18 protein-coding genes are annotated in these 20,322 nt (G+C 32.6%); 15 read left to right on the top strand and 3 right to left on the bottom strand.

The window, feature by feature from the left end; translation table 11 throughout:
* Positions 1–20: 20 nt before the first annotated feature.
* Positions 21–632 carry a DNA-3-methyladenine glycosylase gene (locus AB8S09_RS03305; RefSeq protein ID WP_294182216.1) on the bottom strand — a complete coding sequence of 204 codons (612 nt, stop codon included), beginning with the start codon at positions 630–632 and terminating at the stop codon, positions 21–23.
* A 155-nt stretch (positions 633–787) separates the two neighbouring features.
* On the opposite strand from AB8S09_RS03305, the gene larC reads away from it, so the two are divergent.
* The 3 genes from larC (at position 788) to AB8S09_RS03290 (ending at position 4,913) form a co-directional block, all read left to right on the top strand.
* Entirely contained in the window at positions 788–1,972 is a 1,185-nt protein-coding gene (gene larC / locus AB8S09_RS03300) for a nickel pincer cofactor biosynthesis protein LarC (RefSeq protein ID WP_294182278.1), read from the top strand.
* A gap of 147 nt (positions 1,973–2,119) precedes the next feature.
* Positions 2,120–3,502 carry a radical SAM/SPASM domain-containing protein gene (locus AB8S09_RS03295; RefSeq protein WP_294182215.1) on the top strand — a complete coding sequence of 461 codons (1,383 nt, stop codon included), beginning with the start codon at positions 2,120–2,122 and terminating at the stop codon, positions 3,500–3,502.
* A gap of 151 nt (positions 3,503–3,653) precedes the next feature.
* On the top strand, positions 3,654–4,913 hold the full coding sequence (locus tag AB8S09_RS03290; protein WP_294182214.1) for an ABC transporter substrate-binding protein: 1,260 nt from the start codon (positions 3,654–3,656) through the stop codon (positions 4,911–4,913).
* Positions 4,914–5,046: 133 nt separating this feature from the next.
* On the opposite strand, the gene AB8S09_RS03285 is transcribed toward AB8S09_RS03290, so the two are convergent.
* Positions 5,047–6,165: a glycosyltransferase family 4 protein gene (locus tag AB8S09_RS03285; protein ID WP_294182213.1), complete on the bottom strand. Its 1,119-nt coding sequence runs from the start codon at positions 6,163–6,165 to the stop codon at positions 5,047–5,049.
* Between the two features lie 191 nt (positions 6,166–6,356).
* Between AB8S09_RS03285 and AB8S09_RS03280 the strand changes: the two genes are divergently transcribed.
* From AB8S09_RS03280 to AB8S09_RS03265, 4 genes are read left to right on the top strand one after another with little or no spacing between them, the layout of a single operon-like run.
* On the top strand, positions 6,357–7,364 hold the full coding sequence (locus AB8S09_RS03280; RefSeq protein ID WP_369868479.1) for a CotS family spore coat protein: 1,008 nt from the start codon (positions 6,357–6,359) through the stop codon (positions 7,362–7,364).
* Positions 7,365–7,382: 18 nt separating this feature from the next.
* On the top strand, positions 7,383–7,580 hold the full coding sequence (locus AB8S09_RS03275) for a hypothetical protein (RefSeq protein ID WP_294182211.1): 198 nt from the start codon (positions 7,383–7,385) through the stop codon (positions 7,578–7,580).
* Between the two features lie 37 nt (positions 7,581–7,617).
* The gene (locus AB8S09_RS03270; RefSeq protein WP_294182210.1) at positions 7,618–8,385 is read left to right on the top strand and encodes a spore coat protein; all 768 of its coding nucleotides are present in this window, start codon (positions 7,618–7,620) and stop codon (positions 8,383–8,385) included.
* Positions 8,386–8,413: 28 nt separating this feature from the next.
* On the top strand, positions 8,414–9,439 hold the full coding sequence (locus AB8S09_RS03265; RefSeq protein WP_369868478.1) for a CotS family spore coat protein: 1,026 nt from the start codon (positions 8,414–8,416) through the stop codon (positions 9,437–9,439).
* A gap of 17 nt (positions 9,440–9,456) precedes the next feature.
* Here AB8S09_RS03265 and AB8S09_RS03260 read toward each other — a convergent pair whose 3' ends face one another.
* Positions 9,457–10,614, bottom strand: coding sequence for a glycosyltransferase family 4 protein (locus AB8S09_RS03260; RefSeq protein ID WP_294182209.1), 1,158 nt, complete (start codon positions 10,612–10,614; stop codon positions 9,457–9,459).
* A gap of 113 nt (positions 10,615–10,727) precedes the next feature.
* Between AB8S09_RS03260 and AB8S09_RS03255 the strand changes: the two genes are divergently transcribed.
* From AB8S09_RS03255 to AB8S09_RS03220, 8 genes are all read left to right on the top strand, one after another.
* Positions 10,728–11,729, top strand: coding sequence for a CotS family spore coat protein (locus AB8S09_RS03255; protein ID WP_294182208.1), 1,002 nt, complete (start codon positions 10,728–10,730; stop codon positions 11,727–11,729).
* A 98-nt stretch (positions 11,730–11,827) separates the two neighbouring features.
* Complete coding sequence (gene yabG, locus AB8S09_RS03250) at positions 11,828–12,718, top strand: sporulation peptidase YabG (RefSeq protein ID WP_369868477.1); 891 nt, start codon at positions 11,828–11,830, stop codon at positions 12,716–12,718.
* Between the two features lie 206 nt (positions 12,719–12,924).
* Entirely contained in the window at positions 12,925–13,161 is a 237-nt protein-coding gene (locus AB8S09_RS03245; protein ID WP_294182206.1) for a Veg family protein, read from the top strand.
* 471 nt (positions 13,162–13,632) lie between these two features.
* Positions 13,633–15,189, top strand: a complete 1,557-nt coding sequence (locus tag AB8S09_RS03240) for a DUF3794 and LysM peptidoglycan-binding domain-containing protein (protein WP_294182205.1) — start codon at positions 13,633–13,635, stop codon at positions 15,187–15,189.
* A gap of 191 nt (positions 15,190–15,380) precedes the next feature.
* The gene (locus AB8S09_RS03235) at positions 15,381–16,187 is read left to right on the top strand and encodes a cyanophycinase (RefSeq protein WP_294182204.1); all 807 of its coding nucleotides are present in this window, start codon (positions 15,381–15,383) and stop codon (positions 16,185–16,187) included.
* A 239-nt stretch (positions 16,188–16,426) separates the two neighbouring features.
* On the top strand, positions 16,427–19,051 hold the full coding sequence (gene cphA / locus AB8S09_RS03230) for a cyanophycin synthetase (RefSeq protein WP_294182203.1): 2,625 nt from the start codon (positions 16,427–16,429) through the stop codon (positions 19,049–19,051).
* Between the two features lie 84 nt (positions 19,052–19,135).
* Positions 19,136–19,981 carry a 4-(cytidine 5'-diphospho)-2-C-methyl-D-erythritol kinase gene (ispE, locus tag AB8S09_RS03225; RefSeq protein WP_294182202.1) on the top strand — a complete coding sequence of 282 codons (846 nt, stop codon included), beginning with the start codon at positions 19,136–19,138 and terminating at the stop codon, positions 19,979–19,981.
* Positions 19,982–20,127: 146 nt separating this feature from the next.
* Entirely contained in the window at positions 20,128–20,322 is a 195-nt protein-coding gene (locus AB8S09_RS03220) for a CLC_0170 family protein (protein WP_367112681.1), read from the top strand.

Raw genomic sequence — 20,322 nt, 5'->3', positions numbered from 1 at the left:
TTATAGCTACTTTCATAAATTTATTTAGCGGATACGTAGATGTTATTTTCTATGTAAAATCTCCACGGATAATCTGCTGCCTCCTGAGCATAACTGATACCTATCCGTTTGGCATTTTTTATACTGAAATCATTTGAATTGTCATCCACTAGATACAGGGTGCCGCCGCAGAGATCCAGCTTGTTTTCACTTTTGCCTATGGCTAAACCTTTGCATAATTTACCGGGACCATTGGTTAAATTTTTTATCTGGGTTTTATTCAGGGAGGAAAATGATTTGTCATATCTATTTAGGGATATTTCATTTAAATTTTCCAAAGGCTCGACGGCCCGTATTAGTACTGCCTCGGGTACACCTTTTTTTTGAGTTACTATATTGAAACAATAGTACATTCCATATATCATATATACATATGAGAATCCGCAGGGACCATACATGATTTCGGTTCTTTTGGTGCGTCTCCCTCCGTAAGAATGTGCAGCTTTGTCTGTAATACCCTTATATGCCTCTGTTTCAACTATTTTCCCGGATAACCTTTTACCTTCTGTAATATGGACCAATGTTTTGCCAAGGAGATTTTGTGCTACGGATAGTGTATCCCCGCAATAGAAATCCCGCCGCAATTTTTTCAATAATAACACAACCTTTTTTATATTATACAAGAAATATATATTAGATTATATACCAGATGACTATTTTGTCAAATGAAAAACATTACATATACTATTTGTATTTATGGTAAAATTAGATCATCACAATATTAGATAAATATTACGGGAGATTAAAAATTATGAAGATACTTTATTATGATTGCTTTTCTGGAATAAGTGGAGATATGAATTTGGGAGCCCTGATAGATTTGGGGGTAGATAAAGAATACTTGAAGTCGGAACTGTCGAAGTTAGATGTTGGGGGTTATGAAATTCATGCAGTTAAGGATGTAAAAAGTGGTATATCTGGAACTAAAGTGGATGTGATTTTAAAAAAAAGTCGAGAATATAATTCCCATCATAATAGAAATTTAAATGATATAGAGAATATAGTAGATTCCAGCAGCTTGAGTTCAAATGTTAAGAACATGAGCTTGGAAATTTTTAAAAAAGTGGCAGAAGCGGAAGCTAAAGTTCATAATAAGCCTATGGATGAAATACATTTTCATGAAGTGGGGGCAGTAGATTCCATAGTTGATATTGTGGGAGCTGCTATATGTATTGATTATTTAAAAATAGACAGAGTAGAAGCTTCTAAAGTGGAAGTTGGCAGTGGATTTGTAAAATGTGCACACGGTGTATTTCCGGTGCCTGCACCTGCTACAGCAGAAATATTGAGAAACATTCCTATAAAATCTGAAGTGCCGTTTGAAGCGACTACACCGACGGGGGCCGCTATATTAACTTACCTCTCTTCAAAGTATACAGAAAATAAAAGCTTTAAGATAAATAAGATAGGTTATGGTATAGGCCACGGAAACAATGAAAGGATTCCAGATGTACTGAGAGTTTTTTTAGGTGAGACTGATATTGATGACATGCAGGTCATAGAATGTAATATAGATGATATGAACCCTGAGATTTATCAATATGTAATAGATGCTTTATTGAAGAGTGGGGCTTCGGATGTATACTTGACTCCTATAATTATGAAAAAAGGAAGGCCTGCGGTAAAACTTACTGTGTTGTGTAAGGTTGAAGTGGAGGAAAATATAAAAGACATTATTTTAACTCAAACCACCACTTTGGGATTTAGAAAGTATAGAGTCCAGAGGGATGTTTTAGATAGGGATTTTACAAAGGTTGTCACTAAATATGGAGAGGTAAGTATAAAAAATGCCTATTATAAAGGAAAAAACGTGAAGAGCAAAATTGAATATGAAGATTGCAAGAAGCTTGCAATTAAAAACAAAGTAAGCATACAGGAAATATATAGAGAAGCCGCCGCTGAACTTTTAAAACAGGGGAATTCTAAGGCCTAATTTAATATAATTGAATGTTGACAAATGCATATTGAAAACTATATCATAATGGTATATAAATAATGTATATTCTATGTATTTAAAAGAGAAATGAATGTTTTCAAAGCATTCGTTTCTTATGTTATTATTATTTAGGAGGAGTGCCGTATGAAGGTGACTGCGATATTGGAAAAGACAGCTAAGGATGCATTGGTTAAAGCCGGTGTACAACTGCTTGACAAAGATCCAGAAGAAAGCCTTGGTAAATTGTTTACATTAGTAAAAAAGACGGTAAAAAATGACGAGGGGAGTTTAGCTAAAGTAGTCAGAGTTGAAGAGTTGTATAAAACAAACTCTGCAATCCATAATCTTGCTATTAGTATTGTTAAGGATTCCAATAAAAATTGTATAGATAAATTTTTTACCAATTTTTTTGCAAATGCCGCTTGGTATGGAGTCCCCAAAAGGGGGAAATTATTTCAGGAAACCGGAATAAAGACACCTTTTGCAATTCTTATGAGTCCGTCAATGAGATGTAATTTAAGGTGCACCGGCTGTTATGCTTCGAGTTACAGTAAGGAAGATGACATACCTAAAGAAGAAGTAGATAGGATAATTGGAGAAGCTAGAGACCTTGGAATTTACTATTTTGTAATTCTTGGAGGGGAACCTTTCATAAATGACTATATGCTTGATATATATGAAAAGTATAACGATTGCATGTTCACACCATTTTCTAACGGAACTTTATTTGATGAAAAGCTGGCAGATAGAATACAAAAACTTGGAAATTTGATTCCCATGTTCTCCCTGGAGGGATTTGAAAGGGAAACGGATGAGAGAAGAGGCAGGGGAGTATTCAAGAGAGTTATGCATGCAATGGAACTTTTAAGGGAAAGGGGAGTTTTATTTGGAGTTTCCACTGCAGTTAGTAGATACAATATAGATACAGTTACATCAGATAAGTTTATAGATATGTTGATTGAAAAGGGTGCCAAGATGGGATGGTATTTTATATTCATGCCTGTAGGGAAGGAACCTGATGTTGATTTAATGCTTACTCCGGAGCAGAGAATACATCTGGGAGAAAGAATTAGGGAAATAAGAACCACGAAGCCTTATTTTACCATTGACTTTTTCAATGACGCTCCTTATGTAGGAGGCTGTATAGCGGGTAAATTCTATTGCCATATTAATTCAAAAGAGGAAGTTGAACCTTGTATATTTGCTCATTTTGCAGTGGATAATTTGAAAGGTAAAAAACTTATAGACGTGTTTAAATCGGATTTCTTTAAGGAATTGAGGCAGAGACAGCCCTACGTCAGAAATTTGTTGATGCCGTGTATGATGATTGATAATACAAACCAGATCAGGGAAATTGCAAAGAAAACTGGTGCAAAACCTACAGATGAGGGCGCTGAGATGATGCTGGACGATTCTGAATTTAAGAAGAAATTGGATAAGGTAGCTGAAAATTATAAACCGTATGCGGAAAAAGCTTGGAAAGAAGATTTTAATTGTAAAGGCAATTATAAAATGTCTAAAGGTTAAATCTTTAAAACATCCGAAGAAATATATTTCTTCGGACGTTTTAAATTTACAAGTTTTTATAAGTAAAGTTGAAAGATATATTTTTATTTGTTAAGATTAATTTAAAATGGATATTTCAAATTAATCTTAGCAGAAAAGTAGGGGAATTTTTATGAACAAGTGCACAAAAGTAATATTGTCCTTAACATCAGTTATAATTTTAATATTTGCTGCTTCCTGCAGTAAAAATCAATCTGCCCGAGATGACGGGAAGGCACTTCATGGAAATATTGAGGTTGTAACTGATACAGAGCATGGACCACAGTTAAAACTTGCAGCAGACAAGTTTAATGAGATACATAAAAAATCTAAAGTAGATGTCATAGTAGTAAAGGATACAGATAATAACGTCAGGTCTATACTGGATAATTACAGGTATCATTCAGATATATTAACTGTAAGTGACAGCTGTATGAAGCATGTTTTATCTGCGTATTCAGATAAGATTTTAAAAATGACAAATTCGGTGAATTCGTATAAGAATAATCTGCTGGGCGATAAAGTCAGTAATGATACTATGAAAGGCTCACTTTATGCATTACCTTGGGATACATATCCTAAAGCCATAGTGTATAGGAAGGATATATTTTATCAGGAGGGAGTGGATGTAAATAACATAAAGACCTGGAGTGATTATATAGAAGTGGGGAGAAAAATAAAGAAAAATACTGGGGGAACATTTATGGGAAATGTTTCTGACTGTAATGACAATATTTTTTTACTGCTTGCAAATCAATTGGGAACTAGTTACTTTAATGAAAGTGGCAAGTTGGGATTTAAATCCCAAAAATGGGCCAGGGTCATGGAATTGGCTAAGATCTTCTATGGGGAGGATTTGATAAAAGATTTTGATTCTAAAAGTGCTTTGATAGACGGATTAAACGAAAACAAAGTGCTATCGTTTATTGCTGATCCTACTTATATCAAATTGCTTATGAATACCTATCCAAAGGATAATTATAAATGGAGTATAATGAAATTGCCTGCTTTTGAGCCAGGGGGAAATAGAGATGCCTCTCTTGGAGGAACCAATTTGGTAATAAATAAAAACACTAAACAGGCTAATTTAGCCCAGGCTTTTATAAATTTTGCACTTACGGATAATAAGTTACAGCTGGACTTATTGAATCAATATGGTAGATTCCCGGTATATACGACTGCATATAATTTTGTGGATTTTAACAAACGGATTTCTTATTTTAACGACAGAGTGTGGGATTTATTTGCACGGGTGGAAGAAGGGAGTTTTGGTATAAATTATACTAAAAATTTTCCACAAATAAGAGATAAAATAAGTAAAGTTTTAACTGGAATCAATATAAAAAATCAAAACCTTAAAAACATAGAAGAAAATATAGAAATACACTTATAAAACGTTTACTAAACCTGAAAATTAGTGTATAATAAAAATAGGGAATATTAATCATAGGGATCTTTTAACATAGAAGCAAAACCTTTTAACTTGGAGCGGGATTAGTTAAAAGGTTTTTGCTTTTGCAATTGTATTACATATCCAAAATTTTTTTATAAGCCTTAATAGTATTTTCTGAGGTTTTTTCCCAGGAAAATTTAGATGCCTGTTTTAAAGCTTTAAAGCTCAGAGCTTCTCTTATGCTCTCATCGTTGAGAAGGGCCTCTATGGAATACATAAGACTTTTTGTATCAAAGGGGTTTATTAAAATTCCACCATCTCCTACCACTTCCGGAATAGATGATGTATTTGAAGTTATTACAGGAGTACCGCAGCTCATGGATTCTAACGGAGGAAGTCCGAATCCTTCATATAAAGATGGATATATGAATATATCACAGGCATTATAAAAAACAGGTAACATTTCCTCTTCTACAAATCCAGTAAATTTGACATTGTCTTTTATATTCAAGTCCATACTTAAATTTTTTAACACATCCAAATCATCTTTGTTTGATCCAACTATAATTAAATCGTAATTTCTGTCTAAATTTTTGTGAATTTTAGAAAAAGCAGCAATCAATGATGATACGTTTTTTCTGGGGCTGAAACCTCCTATATAGAGAATAAATGGATTATTTATATTGTATTTTGTTTTTATATTGTATCTGCATTTGTCTTTTTCCAAAGGTTTGTATTTGTCATCTGCAGCTAGAGGAGTGACAAATATCTTTTCTTTATCAATTGGGAAAAATTTTAATATATCATTTTTAGAGTGGTTGGATACAGTTATTATTCCGTCAGCTAGATTGATGATATTTGGCATTTGTCTTAAAAATTTTTTTAAATATCCTTTACCGACAGTTTCGGGAAGTACATAAGGTATCAAGTCATGTATGGTGACAACTTTTTTACAGCTTATATTTTCAGATATGTCAATACCGTTTTGAGGAATGTGATATATATCAATGGTTTCTCTTTTTAAATTTTCAGGAAAATAGAATTGTTCAAAAAATCTATGCTGTCTTCTGGAAGACATTATTATTTTAGTATTTTTTTGCCTAAAAGCCTCGTACTTATTACCTGACCAATATATATTATAAAAATTTTCCCTGTGATTTTTAATCATAAATTCTAATATCTTTTCCGTATAAGTACCTATGCCGGTGCCTCTATACCAGTTAATTCCCCTTGCATCAACGGCAATCTTCATTCTTCTCTACCTCCATACTCTAGTAACACTAAAATGATTGAAGCGTCCTAATATATATTATTAATACCCCTATAAAATGGTGAAAATAACTTGATGCTGTACCTTGAACCAGCAATCATCTTATATCTATCACATACCTGTGAGATTAGACATATACTACGTATATAGTAATTTTTTGGAGGAAGAGGCTTTTGGATATACTGAGAATACGAAAATATGTTGAAGATGCCTATGATATTCATATTGAATTCATAGAAAAAATAAAAAGTATATATAAAATTTATACCGAGTATGATAAATATTGTTTGAAAGTGATAAATTATGATTTCGGACATTTTCTATTTATAATTTCCGCTATAAAGCATCTCCAAAATAAGAAATTTAGGAGCATTCCTGAAATAATAAGTACCAGCAATAAAAAAGATTATGTAAAAATAGGCAATTCCTATGCTTATCTGTGTAGATGGATTAATTCTAGGAAGTGTGACTATAATAGTTCATTAGATGTTTTGATGGCCGCCTCAAAATTAGCAGAACTTCATAAAAAAAGTTATGGTTTTAAAGTTATAGATGAAATGAATCCAAGGATAGGGTGGTTTAAATGGATAGATAATTTTATTACTAGAAGAAATGAAATATTGGATTTTAAAAAAAAGATACTGGATAAACCACATAAGGGAGAATTTGATATATTGTATTTAAATGCCATGAGTGAAGAAATAAATGTTGCAGAGAGTGCTATAGAGCATTTAAAAAATTCTGATTATATCAATAACATGAAAAGACAGATAAAACACGGCGGATTCTGTCACCATGATTATGCAAACCACAATGTTTTGATAGATGATAAAGGAGAAGTAAATATTATAGATTTTGACTACTGTATGATGGACACGTATCTTCACGATCTATCCAGCCTGATTATAAGAGTGCTAAAAAATGGCAAATGGAAGCTTGACAGTGCAAATTTCATTATAAATGTATATAGTTCAATAAATAATGTAAAAGAAGAAGATATACCTATTATGGCTGGTTTTATGGAATTCCCCCAAAATTATTGGCAGATAGGAATACAGTATTATTGGGAGAAACAGCCTTGGGGAGAAGATTTTTTTATTAAAAAATTATGCAGAATGCTTAAAGATGGACAGGGCAGATTAGAATTTATAAGAGAATTTCGAAATGAAAAATATAGTTGATGTAAGGAGTGGTGATTTATGTCGCATAAAAGATCACATTCACAAAAAACAGAAAGAGTTCAGGATAATGACCCGGGATACTATGAAAATAAGGCAGAGAGCTTAAAAAAAACTGTGAAACAGCTGGAAAAAATGCATAAAAAGAAAAAAGAAGTTATGAAACTCGAAAAGAGAAAACGTCATATACTGAGAGAAATGAGGAAAATGCACAAATAGAATTAGGACAAAAGTAAGGTTATGAGGTGATTTAAAAGTGTACTGCAGCAGCATTGAATCATATTTTATAAGATATTTACAATCAAAAGGAATAATTGTAGTAAAAAGATTTGGAGACAAGGTTAAGCGTGAAGACTTAACTTTGAATGAGATAGAAAATCAAATTTTTACAATAAGTGAATTCCATGTAAAAACATTGGGATATACTGGTGTTATGAATAAGCGCCTGAACAACAACATAGGCAAAACGGTGGAACAATATAAGATTTACAATAGAAGGCTGAAAAAAGATATAGGCATGATAAAAAGATTGAGAGATAAAAATACTTTCCAAAAAAAAATAAATGAAGTGGGGGAAAAGTATCTGACGAGAGCAGAAAAGTGTTTGAACAATATATATGAGCATCATTATATAGATTTAATATTGAGAAGTATGGGTAGAATTGAAATGTGTCTTAAAAATACTTATTTTGATAATTTGAGAAGGGACAAAAATGGGAATATAGAAGTGGCGGATATAAAAGGCTGCTGCTATAATATGGTAGAAATGGATGCACTGTATTTCCTAAATAAGTTGAAAAGAAAAAATACAAAAGTGGATTTTAACCGTATTGTTTCTGATTTTTGTAAATATGAGAATTTGGACAACGACAGCGCAGAATTTATATTGTCCATATTATCTTATCCACGCCAATTTATGAGGTGTTACAGCAGATATAGATATCATACCAGAGACTGGGATGAAGAAGAATATTTGATGAAATTAAATAAGTCCATTGAAGAGGATGGGGATAGCTTGATTTAATTATATCCGGCAATAAGGGGGGATTTAATTGATAGATAGATATGGAGATAAAAAGTATTTAGCTAAATATGATTTGTGTATGGATTTTTTTGATAAATTTGACCTGAAAATAAATGATATCATACCTGTAAGAAATGTATATATGATTTCTACGGATAAAGGAGAAAAAATATTAAAAAAAGTAGAATATACTTTGGATGAACTGAAATTCATATATGAAGTTTTAGATTATGTAAGGAGTAAGTTCCCGAGAGTGATTAATTTTGTAAAAAACAAGAGCGGCCATATATATACGATTTGGAAAGGTGATATGTACTGTATAATGGATATGGTCAACGGAAAGGAATGCAATTTCAGTAACCCCGTGGATTTGGATATTGCATCTAAGGGATTGGCAGAATATCACCTTGCTTCTGAAGGGTTTAAAAGCAGTATGAATAACAAGTACAATAATGGAAGGCTTATCGATGTCTTTAAAAGAAGAGTTCAGGAAATGGAATTTTTCAGGAGTATAGCAGATATACATGAGAAGAAGACGGAATTTGATAAAATATTCATATATAATTCACGGCATTATATAAGAGAAATAGAAAAGAGTGAAAAGCTGCTGGAAAAATCCTGCTATTATAAGCTGTGCAGTGAAGAGGATAAAATAGCAGTGTGTCATCATGATTTAGCTTATCACAATATATTGATAAATGACAATAAAGCTTATTTTGTAGATTTTGATTATGCTATTATAGATCTTAAGGTGCATGACTTGTGTAATTTTATAAACAAAGTTGTAAAAAATTTTGCCTTTGATATTGAAAAAACGAGATTGATAATAAACAGCTATTGTACAGAGAACACTTTAAGTGATAGAGAGCTTGAAGTATTATATGCCATGTTGAATTTTCCAAATGACTTTTATACTATATCTAAAGATTATTATACTAAGCGAAAGAATTGGGAAGAAGAGGTATTCCTGGATAGATTGAAGAGAAAAATAAGATACAGAGAGGAGAGAAAAGAATTTTTAGAAGAATTTAAGGATACAATTTTAAAAAAATGATTTAAAATACACATGCCCTATTTTAAGGGCATGTGTATTTTAGAATTGATTCTTTTACCAAGTATTTTATTGTATATGACTATAGTGTCAATAGCTGTTTTTTTCCAGCTCAATTGGGAAGCCCTTTGAATTCCCGACGAGATAAGTTTGTTTTTGAAAGTGCTGTCTGATAATATATTCAACATGGCTTGGCATAAATCATCTTGATCTTTGGGGTTTACAAGGAAAGCTCCATTTCCAACAACCTCAGGTAAAGAAGTTGTATTTGAAGTTATTACGGGAACCCCACAGGCCATGGCTTCTATCGGAGGCAGACCAAATCCCTCATAAAAAGAGGGATATACGAATAGTTTAGCGGCATTATATATATAGGGAAGGTGCTCCATGGATATAAATCCGGGAAATATGACTTTGTCAGGTATATTTAGTGTTTCAGTGCGTTTTTTATAAATATTGTAGGATTTTCCCTTCATACCTGCAATCACAAGTTTTACAGGTTTTTTATATAACGATATAAATTTACTAAAACTTTCTATTAAACCCAGTATATTTTTTCTGGGACTGAAACCGCCAACATAGAGTATATAATCTCCTGTTATAGAATAATATCTTTTTGCTATATATCTGCTAACGTTTTTGTCCAGGGGTTTGTAGATATCCTCACTGGCCAGATGAGTCACATATATTTTATCTTCGGGGAAATTGAAGGTTTTTATTATGTCTTTTTTAGAGAAATTTGAAACTGTAATTATTCCATCACATTTAGGTATTATATCAGGTATATAATCAAAAAAAATTTTTAAATACCTATCACTTACGGTTTTAGGCATCTTATATGGAATCACATCATGAAGTGTTATTACAAATTTACAATTTTTATCTACCGGTAGCCCTACGCCATTTTGCGGCACATGATATAATTCTATTTTATTGTATTTTATTTTGTTGGGTATATTTATTTCCTCCCAAAAACTATTTTTATTTTGGGGAGGAATAGTGTTTAAAGTAAAATTTTTTTTTAAACATATATCATTTCTAAAACTTTTCGGCATGAAAAGCAAATAGTTATTTATATTATCAATATTATTTAAACAACTTATAAGTTGATAAGTGTAGGTACCTATACCTGTACCTCTATACCATTTTGCAGCACGTCCATCTATTCCTATTTTCATAGAATTATTCCTCTCTAAATTGGTATATTTCATTATATTAAAATCCGGTTAAAAATGTTAATATTCTTCTAAAATTATTGAGCCCTTCATATAGATATATAGGGGTGATTAACATGATGCGAGAATTTGAAATAGAAAGACAATTTAATTTAAAAATTGAAAATATAAGACCAAATAGAGGGGTATATCTTTTAAAAACGGATAAGGGAATGAAATGTTTGAAAAGAATAAATTATGGAACTCAAAAGCTTTTATTTGTCTATGGGGCAAAAGAGCATTTAATAAATAATGGTTTTCCGTATGTAGATAAGTATTCTGTTAACGTAGATGGAAATCCCTATGCTCTTGTCAATGAAGATATATATACTCTTTCAGAATGGATTAATGGCAGGGAATGTGATTTTAAGAATAAAGAAGATATTATAAATGCTTCCAAATGCTTGGCGAATATGCATATAGCTTCTAAGGGATATGAACCTCCTGAAAATAGTAAACTTAAGACGGATCTCGGAAGGTGGCACCATCTTATGGAGAAAAGAGTTAAAGCTCTCGATAAGATGAATGATATGGGCAGAAAAAAAAGTAATAAGGAAAGTTTTGATTTGAATTATATGAAGGCTGTCAAATTTTATAAAGATCTTGGCAGGAAAGCCATAGAAGTATTAAATGATTCCCAATATGATGAATTATGTGATTTGACAAAAGATGAGAAAGGGTTTTGTCATCATGATTTTACATATCATAATATAGTGATAGATGATGACAATAATGTAAATGTAATAGATTTTGATTACTGTAAGAGAGAGATAAGAGCCTATGATATATCGTCTTTTATGATTAAGGTTTTGAAAAGATCGGACTGGAATATAGAAAATGCCAAACTCATATTTGATTCTTACAATGAAGTCAGTCCGCTCAGGGATGAGGAATACCGTGTAATATTTGCTTTCTTGTTATTCCCACAGCGTTTTTGGAGATTGGCAAATAGATACTATTATAATGAAGTTAATTGGAAGCTTAAAACTTTTAACAATAAATTGGAGGAGCTGATTTCTGAACAGGAAAAATATATACATTTTATTGAACAATTTAAAAAAATATATAATCAAAAATAAATTAAATTGAGGCCAGTCAAGGCCTTATTTTTTTGCACTTAAAAAACAATAAAGTCATAATATATACCATGACTTTTTATATATGGGGATGTTATATTATGAAAATAGGTGATACAGTAGTAAGAAAATCCTACGGCAAGGATATAACTTTTAAAATAATAGATATCAAAGAAGAAAAAAACGGGAATGTTTATATTTTGAAGGGAATAGATTTAAGGTTAATCGCAGATTCCAATATTGAGGATCTAGAACTTGCAGAAAGGGAAACACTTGTAAAAAAGGAAGTCGTATTTAATAAGCGGATTAATAATTCAATTCGGAATATTTTAATCAGCAGAGGAGGTTTTAGATATGCTGGAGGAGGAGCAGCACAGGAATATAACGTAACGAAATTTGCCCCTTATGATACAAAGAATGAACTTGCTTTTGGGAGGCCTGGCAAGATACTTCATGTGGATGGTGACCCGGAGTACTTAGATGTATGTCTTAAAGTATATAAGCAACTGCTGTTAGATGTAGTCGGGAGAAATATAGCTGAAAAAGATCAGCCGCTGAAGGTTGTAGAACTGGTAAAAGAGATAAAACCAGATATAGTTGTAATTACAGGACATGATTCCGTAGCAAAGAATACTGCAGATTATATGAATCTGGATAATTATAAAAATTCCAAATATTTTGTTGAAACTGTTTCAGAGCTTAGAAATTATGAATCAAATTATGATGATCTGGTTATATTTGCAGGGGCTTGTCAATCTTGTTATGAAAGAATTTTAGATTCAGGTGCTAATTTTGCAAGTTCACCCAATAGAGTACTTATACATTGCTTGGATCCTGTATTTTTATGTGAAAAAATAGCTTATACCAATATAGAAAAGGTTGTATCCATTCAAGAAGCTATAAGTAATACAATAACCAGAACTAATGGAATCGGAGGACTTCAGACCAGAGGAAAATACAGGGAGGGCTTTCCAAAGTCACCATATGTATAAAAATCATAAAAGTTGTAAATAATATCGTATATATGAGTGTTTTAAAGAAATGTCAGTATATTTCGATGTAAATAAAACTTTGAAGGCTCTGTTTACAAAAAATTAATATTGACAAAACAAATTGTTAACTGATATACTAAATGGTTAGTTGACATAATTAACCTTATGATGTATAATGTAAAATATAGAGAGAGGGTGTTTAGAGAATGGAAGGAGTAAATGTGTTAGCTTCTATAAGAAAGAATATTGAAAATCATGTAGGAGATAAAGTAACCTTAAAAGCGAATGGCGGTAGAAGGAAAGTTTTTGTAAATAAGGGAGTAATAGAAAAAGCTTATCCGAGTATATTTGTAATTAGGTTGGAAAATGACACCCAAAGAAAAGTGACATACAGCTATTCGGATGTTTTAACAAAAACAGTTCAATTAAGTTTTTCAGTTTAATGCAATCAGTAAAAATTTGTCCATCTTTCTAGGTGGTGGAAGTAAATTACTGGCAATGATAACTATAAAAACTGCGTGAGTTAAATAAGGAAATCCGATACCTGTAGTATATGGCACTGCTATTCAAGTATACTCTGTTTCCAATAAACTTTGACTTCAAGCAAAGCTGAATCGGATGATTTACAATAGTATATAAAATAATAATTAAAATTAATTGTTATTTTATATACTATTTTTTTGCCCAATTTAAGGTAAGAAGAAAGATGGTGAGCTTCCATCTTTCAACTATGGTATAAAAGGGTATTGAGAATTTATGAGAGGTTATATGGTTAACAACCAACTTAATATTACGTCAAAATTCTGCAAATGTCAATATTAAGACACATTATAAAAATCATCGAAAACATGGCATATTTTTTACCTTTTATTTGTATAAATAAATAGTAGGTTTTTATGTGGGAGGTAATAAATATGAGTATAGATCTTGTTAAAGAAAATATAGAATGTGAACAGTTGATGTCTGAAAATTTTTCTGATACTGTTATAAAAGCAGAGTATATAATACCAGATACTAATCCGGACGTCAACCGTATTTTAATTCTCAATGCAAAACCAGTAATAACCAGTAAAGAAGTAATGCAGGATAAGGTATTTGTGGAGGGAAGAATAGAGTATACTATACTTTATTTGGCCAAAGAAGATGAGGGGACTATGGGTATTTACAGCGTAAGCTATACTGGTGATTTTTCAAATTATATTGAAATACCGGGTTCCCAACATGATATGCTTTGTGATGCCGACTGTTATGTGGAACATATGAACTGCAATATAGCTAATGAAAGAAAAGTGTCCATTGAGGGAATTATAAAATTAAAGGCGGAAGTGTATAAAAAATATGAATTTGAAGTTATAAAGGATATTGAAGATTCTGGAGATATACAAATGTTGAAAAATCCGGATACTGTAGACAAAATAATCGGGACTGTATCTGGAGACTTAGTGGCGAAAACCGAAATTCAGATACCTATGGATAAACCGCAGATAGGAAACATATTGGAATGCAATGTGAATGTCCATAAGAAAGACATAAAGGTTCTGGAGGGGAAGGTATCTTTAGAGGCATATGTGCTTATAGGTATCCTGTACAGGGGAAAGGATACTAAAGATGTGGAATATATAGAAGACGATGTTTATATTAACAAGGAAATTCCCATAGATGGGGTAAATCCGTCTATGGATAGTTATACTGATTTTTGTGTAGATGAAGTTGAAAAGGGTGTAAGAGAAGATGATTTAGGTGAAAGTAGAATAATCGATGTGGAAGTATTGGTAAAATCAAATACCAAAGTCATGTATAAGGAAGATATGGATATAATAGAAGATGCTTATTCTCCTTCTTCTCTCCTGCAGATGGATAAAAAAGATTATGAATTGAATGTAATGCATGGTCAGAATACTGTTCAGAGTATGATTAAATCCAATATAGAATTGGAAGGCAATTCCAGGCCTAAAGAAGTTATTATGTGTTATGGAGAAGTGTGTATAACGGATAAAAAAATAGTGGAGGATAAAGTTGTAATAGACGGTGTTTTGAATACTAAGGTTCTATATAAGAATTTGGAAGATGAAATAAATAAAGCTAGTGATGAGATACCATTTAGCTGTAGTGTGGATATACCTGAAAGTAAAATTGACATGCAGTGTATAGCAAAAGTGTCTTTGGAAAGTATACAGGGAGACGTGGAAATAGATACTATAGCTATAAAGGCTGTGGTAGAGACATATGCAAGGGTAAATTATGTTACAAATAAAGAATTTTTGGTAAATATAGATTCTGCCGAGGGAGAATTTCCAGCTAAAAAAGCCAGCTTAACTATATATGTCATCCAGCAGGATGATACTTTATGGAAAATAGCCAAAAAATATTATACTACTGTGGAAGATTTGGTGAAGTTAAATGATATAGAGGATCCAGAGGTTATAAAGGTTGGAGAGAAGCTTATCATCCCAGGAAGAGCCGTAATATAAGCAGGGAGCCCAAATCTTTGATTTGGTGCGAGTCGCTTACTCCGCCGGACGAGAGGGAGGTGGAGTTACCTGTTATTTATAGAAGATTGTAAAAAAAACTTCAGTGGTAAATTACTGAAGTTTTTATTTTACGCATAATAATTTGGAATATGGAAAAAATATAGAATATCCGCAAGAGAGGGTGCATTATTTTGAAGAGAAAATCAGAAAAAAACTTAATAATAATAGGAGGAGCAGAGGATAAAACCGGTGAAAAAAAAATATTGAAAGAAGTCTGCAGTAGACTTGATAAACAAGAGGATATCCTCGTTATTGCGACTATTGCATCTGAAATACCGGAGGAATTGGGAGATGAATACAGAAAAATATTTCAGGAATTGGGAATAAAAAATATAAAGATATTGACTATAAGAAATAGAAGAGATGCCGTTGATATAAATAATGTAAATCTCATAGAAAATACTGCATTGATGTTTTTTACAGGAGGGGATCAACTTAGGATAACAAGTCTTATAGGGGGCACTCCTCTGTACTCAAAAATTCAGAAATTATATGAGGGAGGATGTACTTTTGTGGGAACTTCTGCAGGAGCTTCTGTTATGAGTGATACCATGATAATAACGGGACCTGACGAGGAATCGCCTAAAAAGTGCACTTTAAAGATGGCACCTGGGCTGGGTCTGATAAAAGGTGTAATTATCGATCAGCATTTTGCTCAGAGAGGCAGAATAGGGAGGCTTCTCGTGGGAATAGCAGAAAATCCCCAGAGCCTTGGTATTGGAATAGATGAAGATACGGCAATTATAGTCAGCGATAACAATGAATTCACGGTGATGGGTTCCGGAGCAGTTTATGTAATAGATGGATCCAATATAACCTACAGCAATGTGTCAGAACAGTATCCTGAGGAAATACTGTCTATATTTGATGTGAAATTACATGTACTTAAATATGGAAATAAGTTTGATTTGATAAATAAAAAGCCCTGTAATAGCTAAAAATTCAAGAAAAGGTCAAATAGATATAAGGGAGGAGTTGTAGAAAACCGTTAGATCAGCAAATTGGATCACAATGCAGATGCTGATTGTATACCGTTTACTAAACGGGATTTTAAGCCCTTGGAGTATCAGGCCAAAAGAGAGTAGCATACAGCAAAATCAGGTACTATGAATGGGGAAATAGACACAATTTTATAGAAATATAAATAGGTGTTTATATAACGGGTAGTATACATAAAATGAAGATAGATGATTTTAGAGTTTTTGAAGGAAGAAATATATTTGCTCATAGAAAATGTGTAAAGATGTCTGTTGATTTAGAGGAGTATAAGGATGTGCCAACTAGAGATATAGATGGTTTCAATGAAAAACTTCTTGCAATTGTACCTGAGTTAAAGCAGCATAGATGTGGAATAGACGAAGAACACGGTTTTGAAAAAAGACTGCGGGAGGGAACATATATTGCCCATGTCTGTGAGCATATTATACTTGCTATACAAAATAAATTGGGCATTGATGTAGGTTATGGAAAAGCAAGGGAAATAAAGGGAAGCAAGTATTATATAGTGTATGAATACTTGTACAAAAATACAGCAGTGGAAGCAGGCAGGACAGCTGTGAGTCTGGTGAATTCGCTGATAGAAGGTACAAATTATGAATTTGAAAAAGCTGTGGCTAGGCTGAGAAAAATTTTAAAAGCAGAACAGATTGGCCCAAGTACATTGTCTATAATATCGGAGGCTGAAAAGAGGGGAATCCCCATAATGAGGATCGGAGACAACAGTGTATTTCAACTAGGGTATGGCAAGTACAGCAAAATCATAGAAGCTACTATATCGTGTAATACATCGGCTGCTGCCGTAGATATAGCTTGTGACAAGATAATGACTAAAGAAATTTTGAAGAATCAATGCCTTCCTGTGGCAGAAGGCGGGAAAGTGAGAAATTTACAGGAACTGTTGGATCTTATTGATGAAATAGGATATCCGATAGTTTTGAAACCATGTTATGGAAATCAGGGGAAAGGGGTATTTGCAAATATAAGGAATGAAAAGGAGGCAGTAAGTACCTATAGGATATTGTCGGAAGAATTTGACAATATAATGCTGGAAGAAAATATAGATGGAAAAGATTTTAGAATATGTGTGGTAAATGGGAAGGTAGTAGCTGCTGCTGAAAGGATACCACCTTATGTAGTGGGAGATGGAGTGAAGACCATAATTGAACTGATAGGTGATGTAAATTCAGACAGCAGGAGGGGTGAAGGTCATGAAAAACCTCTCACTAAAATAAAGATAGATGATGAGTTAAAAACGTGTATATTTAAGAATAACTATAAATTGAATAGTGTTTTACCCAAAAATAAAAAAATGTTTATAAGGGAAAACGGAAATTTGTCTACTGGAGGGACGGCAGTAGACTGTACTGATTTAATATGTAGGGAGAATATCAGTATTTGTGAAAGAGCAGCGGATGCAATTGGTTTGGATATCTGCGGCATAGATATATGCTGCAAGGATATAAGCAAATCCATACTTGAAACCGGCGGCGCTATACTGGAAATAAATGCGGCACCAGGTATTAGAATGCACCAGTACCCTTGTGTAGGCAAAAAAAGAGATGTAGCTGGAGCCATAGTGGATATGTTGTTTTATAGGCAGCAATCAATTCCGATAGTTTCAGTTACCGGTACAAATGGCAAGACTACAACTACTAGACTTATCGCACATATTCTTGGAAAGTCCGGCTATAAGGTGGGTATGACTGTTACGGGAGGAATATATATAGACAATAAGTGCTTATGTAAGGGCGATACTACAGGTTATTATAGTGCAAAAACTATTTTAAGTAATAAAAATGTAGAGGCAGCAGTGTTGGAAACGGCAAGAGGAGGAATAATAAAGAAGGGTCTTGCCTATGATTTGGCAGATGTAGCGGTAATAACTAATATAACAGAAGATCATCTGGGATTAGACGGGATAAACAGTATGGAAGATTTAGCTTATGTGAAATCCCTGGTCGGTGAGGCCGTAAAGAGAGAAGGGCATGTGGTTTTAAATGCAGATGATTTGGTAAGTAAAAGTATAATTGACAGGATGAAAAGTTCCATAATTATGTTTTCCAAAAATAAAGACAATGTAATCCTCAGAAACAATATAGATAAAGGTGGATGCGGCGTATATGTAGATGGCGGTATTGTGTATTTTGAAAGGCGAGGAGCCGTGGTGCCTATAATAAAGGTGAAAGATATAAGAATATCCTTAGGAGGAAAGCTCATTTATAATATAGAAAATGCCATGGCCGCTTGTGGAGCTGCAATTGGATTGAATATACCTTATACGGTTATAAAAAATGGATTGGAAAGTTTTTATGGTGATCTTTCTTTTAATCCAGGACGTTTTAATATTTATAATTTAAACGGAATAAATGTAGTACTGGATTATGGACACAATATAGAAGGATACAAAGCAGTTATAAAAGGCGCCAGGAAGCTAGGCTATAAAAGGCTGGTGGGAATTATCGGCGTACCTGGAGATAGAACTGATACTAGTGTGAAAAAGATAGGTCAGATTTCAGGAGATAATTTCGATTATATATATATCAAAGAAGATAAGGATAGAAGAGGCAGAAAGCCCGGCGAAATAGCTTCAATTCTTAGAGAGGGTATAAATAGCACTGATTTTAATCCAAAGAAAGTAGAAATTATATTGGATGAGAAAATTGCCCTAAAAAAGGCAATAGATACAGGGAAACAGGGGGATTTAATAATAATATTTTTTGAAAAGATGGATCCGCTGGTAAAGATAATAAACAGGAAACTAAAATACGGAAACAAAAAAACGGGCAATATAGCCATGGTATAGGGAAAAATTAAAATTGTAGCTTTAATTCTAAAATAGTATTATAATATTTTAGAATTGACAAATTTAAAGGTAGTGAAAGTTGAAATGCAAGTATTAAAAGCCTATGCAAAAATAAACCTTTCTCTGGATGTAATCGGAAAAAGAAATGACGGATATCATCTTTTGAGAATGATAATGCAAACTATAGATTTGTACGATGTTTTAAAAATATGTAGAACTGAAAGCGGTATACATATAACTTGTAATAAGAGCTATGTACCTTGTGATAATAGGAATCTGGCATATAGGGCAGCAAAATTATTCATGAATAAGTATGGTATAAGAAGTGGGGTAAATATTAATATTGTCAAGAATATACCTGTGGCGGCAGGACTCGCTGGTGGGAGTGCAGATGCTGCAGCGGTATTGAAAGCCATGAGAAATATGTATTTACCTGGGGTACATGATGGTGAATTAGCTAGATTGGGATTAAATATAGGGACAGATATCCCCTATTGTATAATAGGGGGTACTGCATTGTGTGAGGGAATAGGCGAAATAGTAACCCCGCTTAAGCCCTTCAGGGATCATATATTGATATTGGTTAAACCACCTTTTGGAGTTAGCACTAAGGAGGTATATGAAGACCTGAATATAAGTAAGATAATAAAACATCCCAATACCGGCTTGATTATAAATGCTATTCGTAAAGACAGATTGGGAGTAGTAAGTGAAAATATGAAAAATGTTCTTGAAAATGTAACTTTAAAAAAACATTTTGTATTAAAACAGATAAAAGATCAATTGATTGGATTTGGAGCATTGGGAACATTAATGAGTGGAAGTGGTCCAAGCATTTTTGCTTTTTTCGATGATATGTTAAAAGCTCAGGAGTGTTATGATAAAATGAAGGTTAAATATAAGGAAACTTTTATTACGAGGACAATATGAAGTGTTTTTGATTGACTGTCTCAAAGTGTGATTTGGGGCAGTCTTTTTGTATTAAGATATAATTTTGTGAATAAATAATTTGGAATAAGTAGAAAATAATTTAGAGCCATTCTAAATTAAGTGAGAAATGGAAAGAGGGAGAATATGTGAATATTATTCACTTATTTAATAAATATTTTTTTATACTTATGATAATCCAGGGATTTTTTTTAGTATTTATTGATCCTAAGGAGTTTAAAAGAAAAAATTTAAAGAAGACTGCTTTGAAATCTAAAATAATCGGCATACTTTTTTTTATACTTTCAACTTTGCTGTATGCCTTTTCGATTTATTCTTTTTGA

This window comes from Clostridium lapidicellarium (assembly GCF_041224415.1).
GTDB lineage: Bacteria > Bacillota > Clostridia > Clostridiales > Clostridiaceae > Clostridium_B > Clostridium_B lapidicellarium.
The sequence above is the reverse complement of the archived record's forward strand: the minus strand, read 5'-3'. Positions and strand labels throughout refer to the sequence as shown.

Bases quoted from the DNA above. Each gene is read 5' to 3' on its own strand.
- AB8S09_RS03295 (WP_294182215.1), top strand. From the start codon at position 2,120: ATGAAGGTGACTGCGATATTGGAAAAGACAGCTAAGGATGCATTGGTT.
- AB8S09_RS03290 (WP_294182214.1), top strand. From the start codon at position 3,654: ATGAACAAGTGCACAAAAGTAATATTGTCCTTAACATCAGTTATAATT.
- AB8S09_RS03285 (WP_294182213.1), bottom strand. From the start codon at position 6,165: ATGAAGATTGCCGTTGATGCAAGGGGAATTAACTGGTATAGAGGCACC.
- AB8S09_RS03275 (WP_294182211.1), top strand. From the start codon at position 7,383: ATGTCGCATAAAAGATCACATTCACAAAAAACAGAAAGAGTTCAGGAT.
- AB8S09_RS03260 (WP_294182209.1), bottom strand. From the start codon at position 10,614: ATGAAAATAGGAATAGATGGACGTGCTGCAAAATGGTATAGAGGTACA.
- AB8S09_RS03255 (WP_294182208.1), top strand. From the start codon at position 10,728: ATGATGCGAGAATTTGAAATAGAAAGACAATTTAATTTAAAAATTGAA.
- yabG (WP_369868477.1), top strand. From the start codon at position 11,828: ATGAAAATAGGTGATACAGTAGTAAGAAAATCCTACGGCAAGGATATA.
- AB8S09_RS03245 (WP_294182206.1), top strand. From the start codon at position 12,925: ATGGAAGGAGTAAATGTGTTAGCTTCTATAAGAAAGAATATTGAAAAT.
- AB8S09_RS03240 (WP_294182205.1), top strand. From the start codon at position 13,633: ATGAGTATAGATCTTGTTAAAGAAAATATAGAATGTGAACAGTTGATG.
- cphA (WP_294182203.1), top strand. From the start codon at position 16,427: ATGAAGATAGATGATTTTAGAGTTTTTGAAGGAAGAAATATATTTGCT.
- ispE (WP_294182202.1), top strand. From the start codon at position 19,136: ATGCAAGTATTAAAAGCCTATGCAAAAATAAACCTTTCTCTGGATGTA.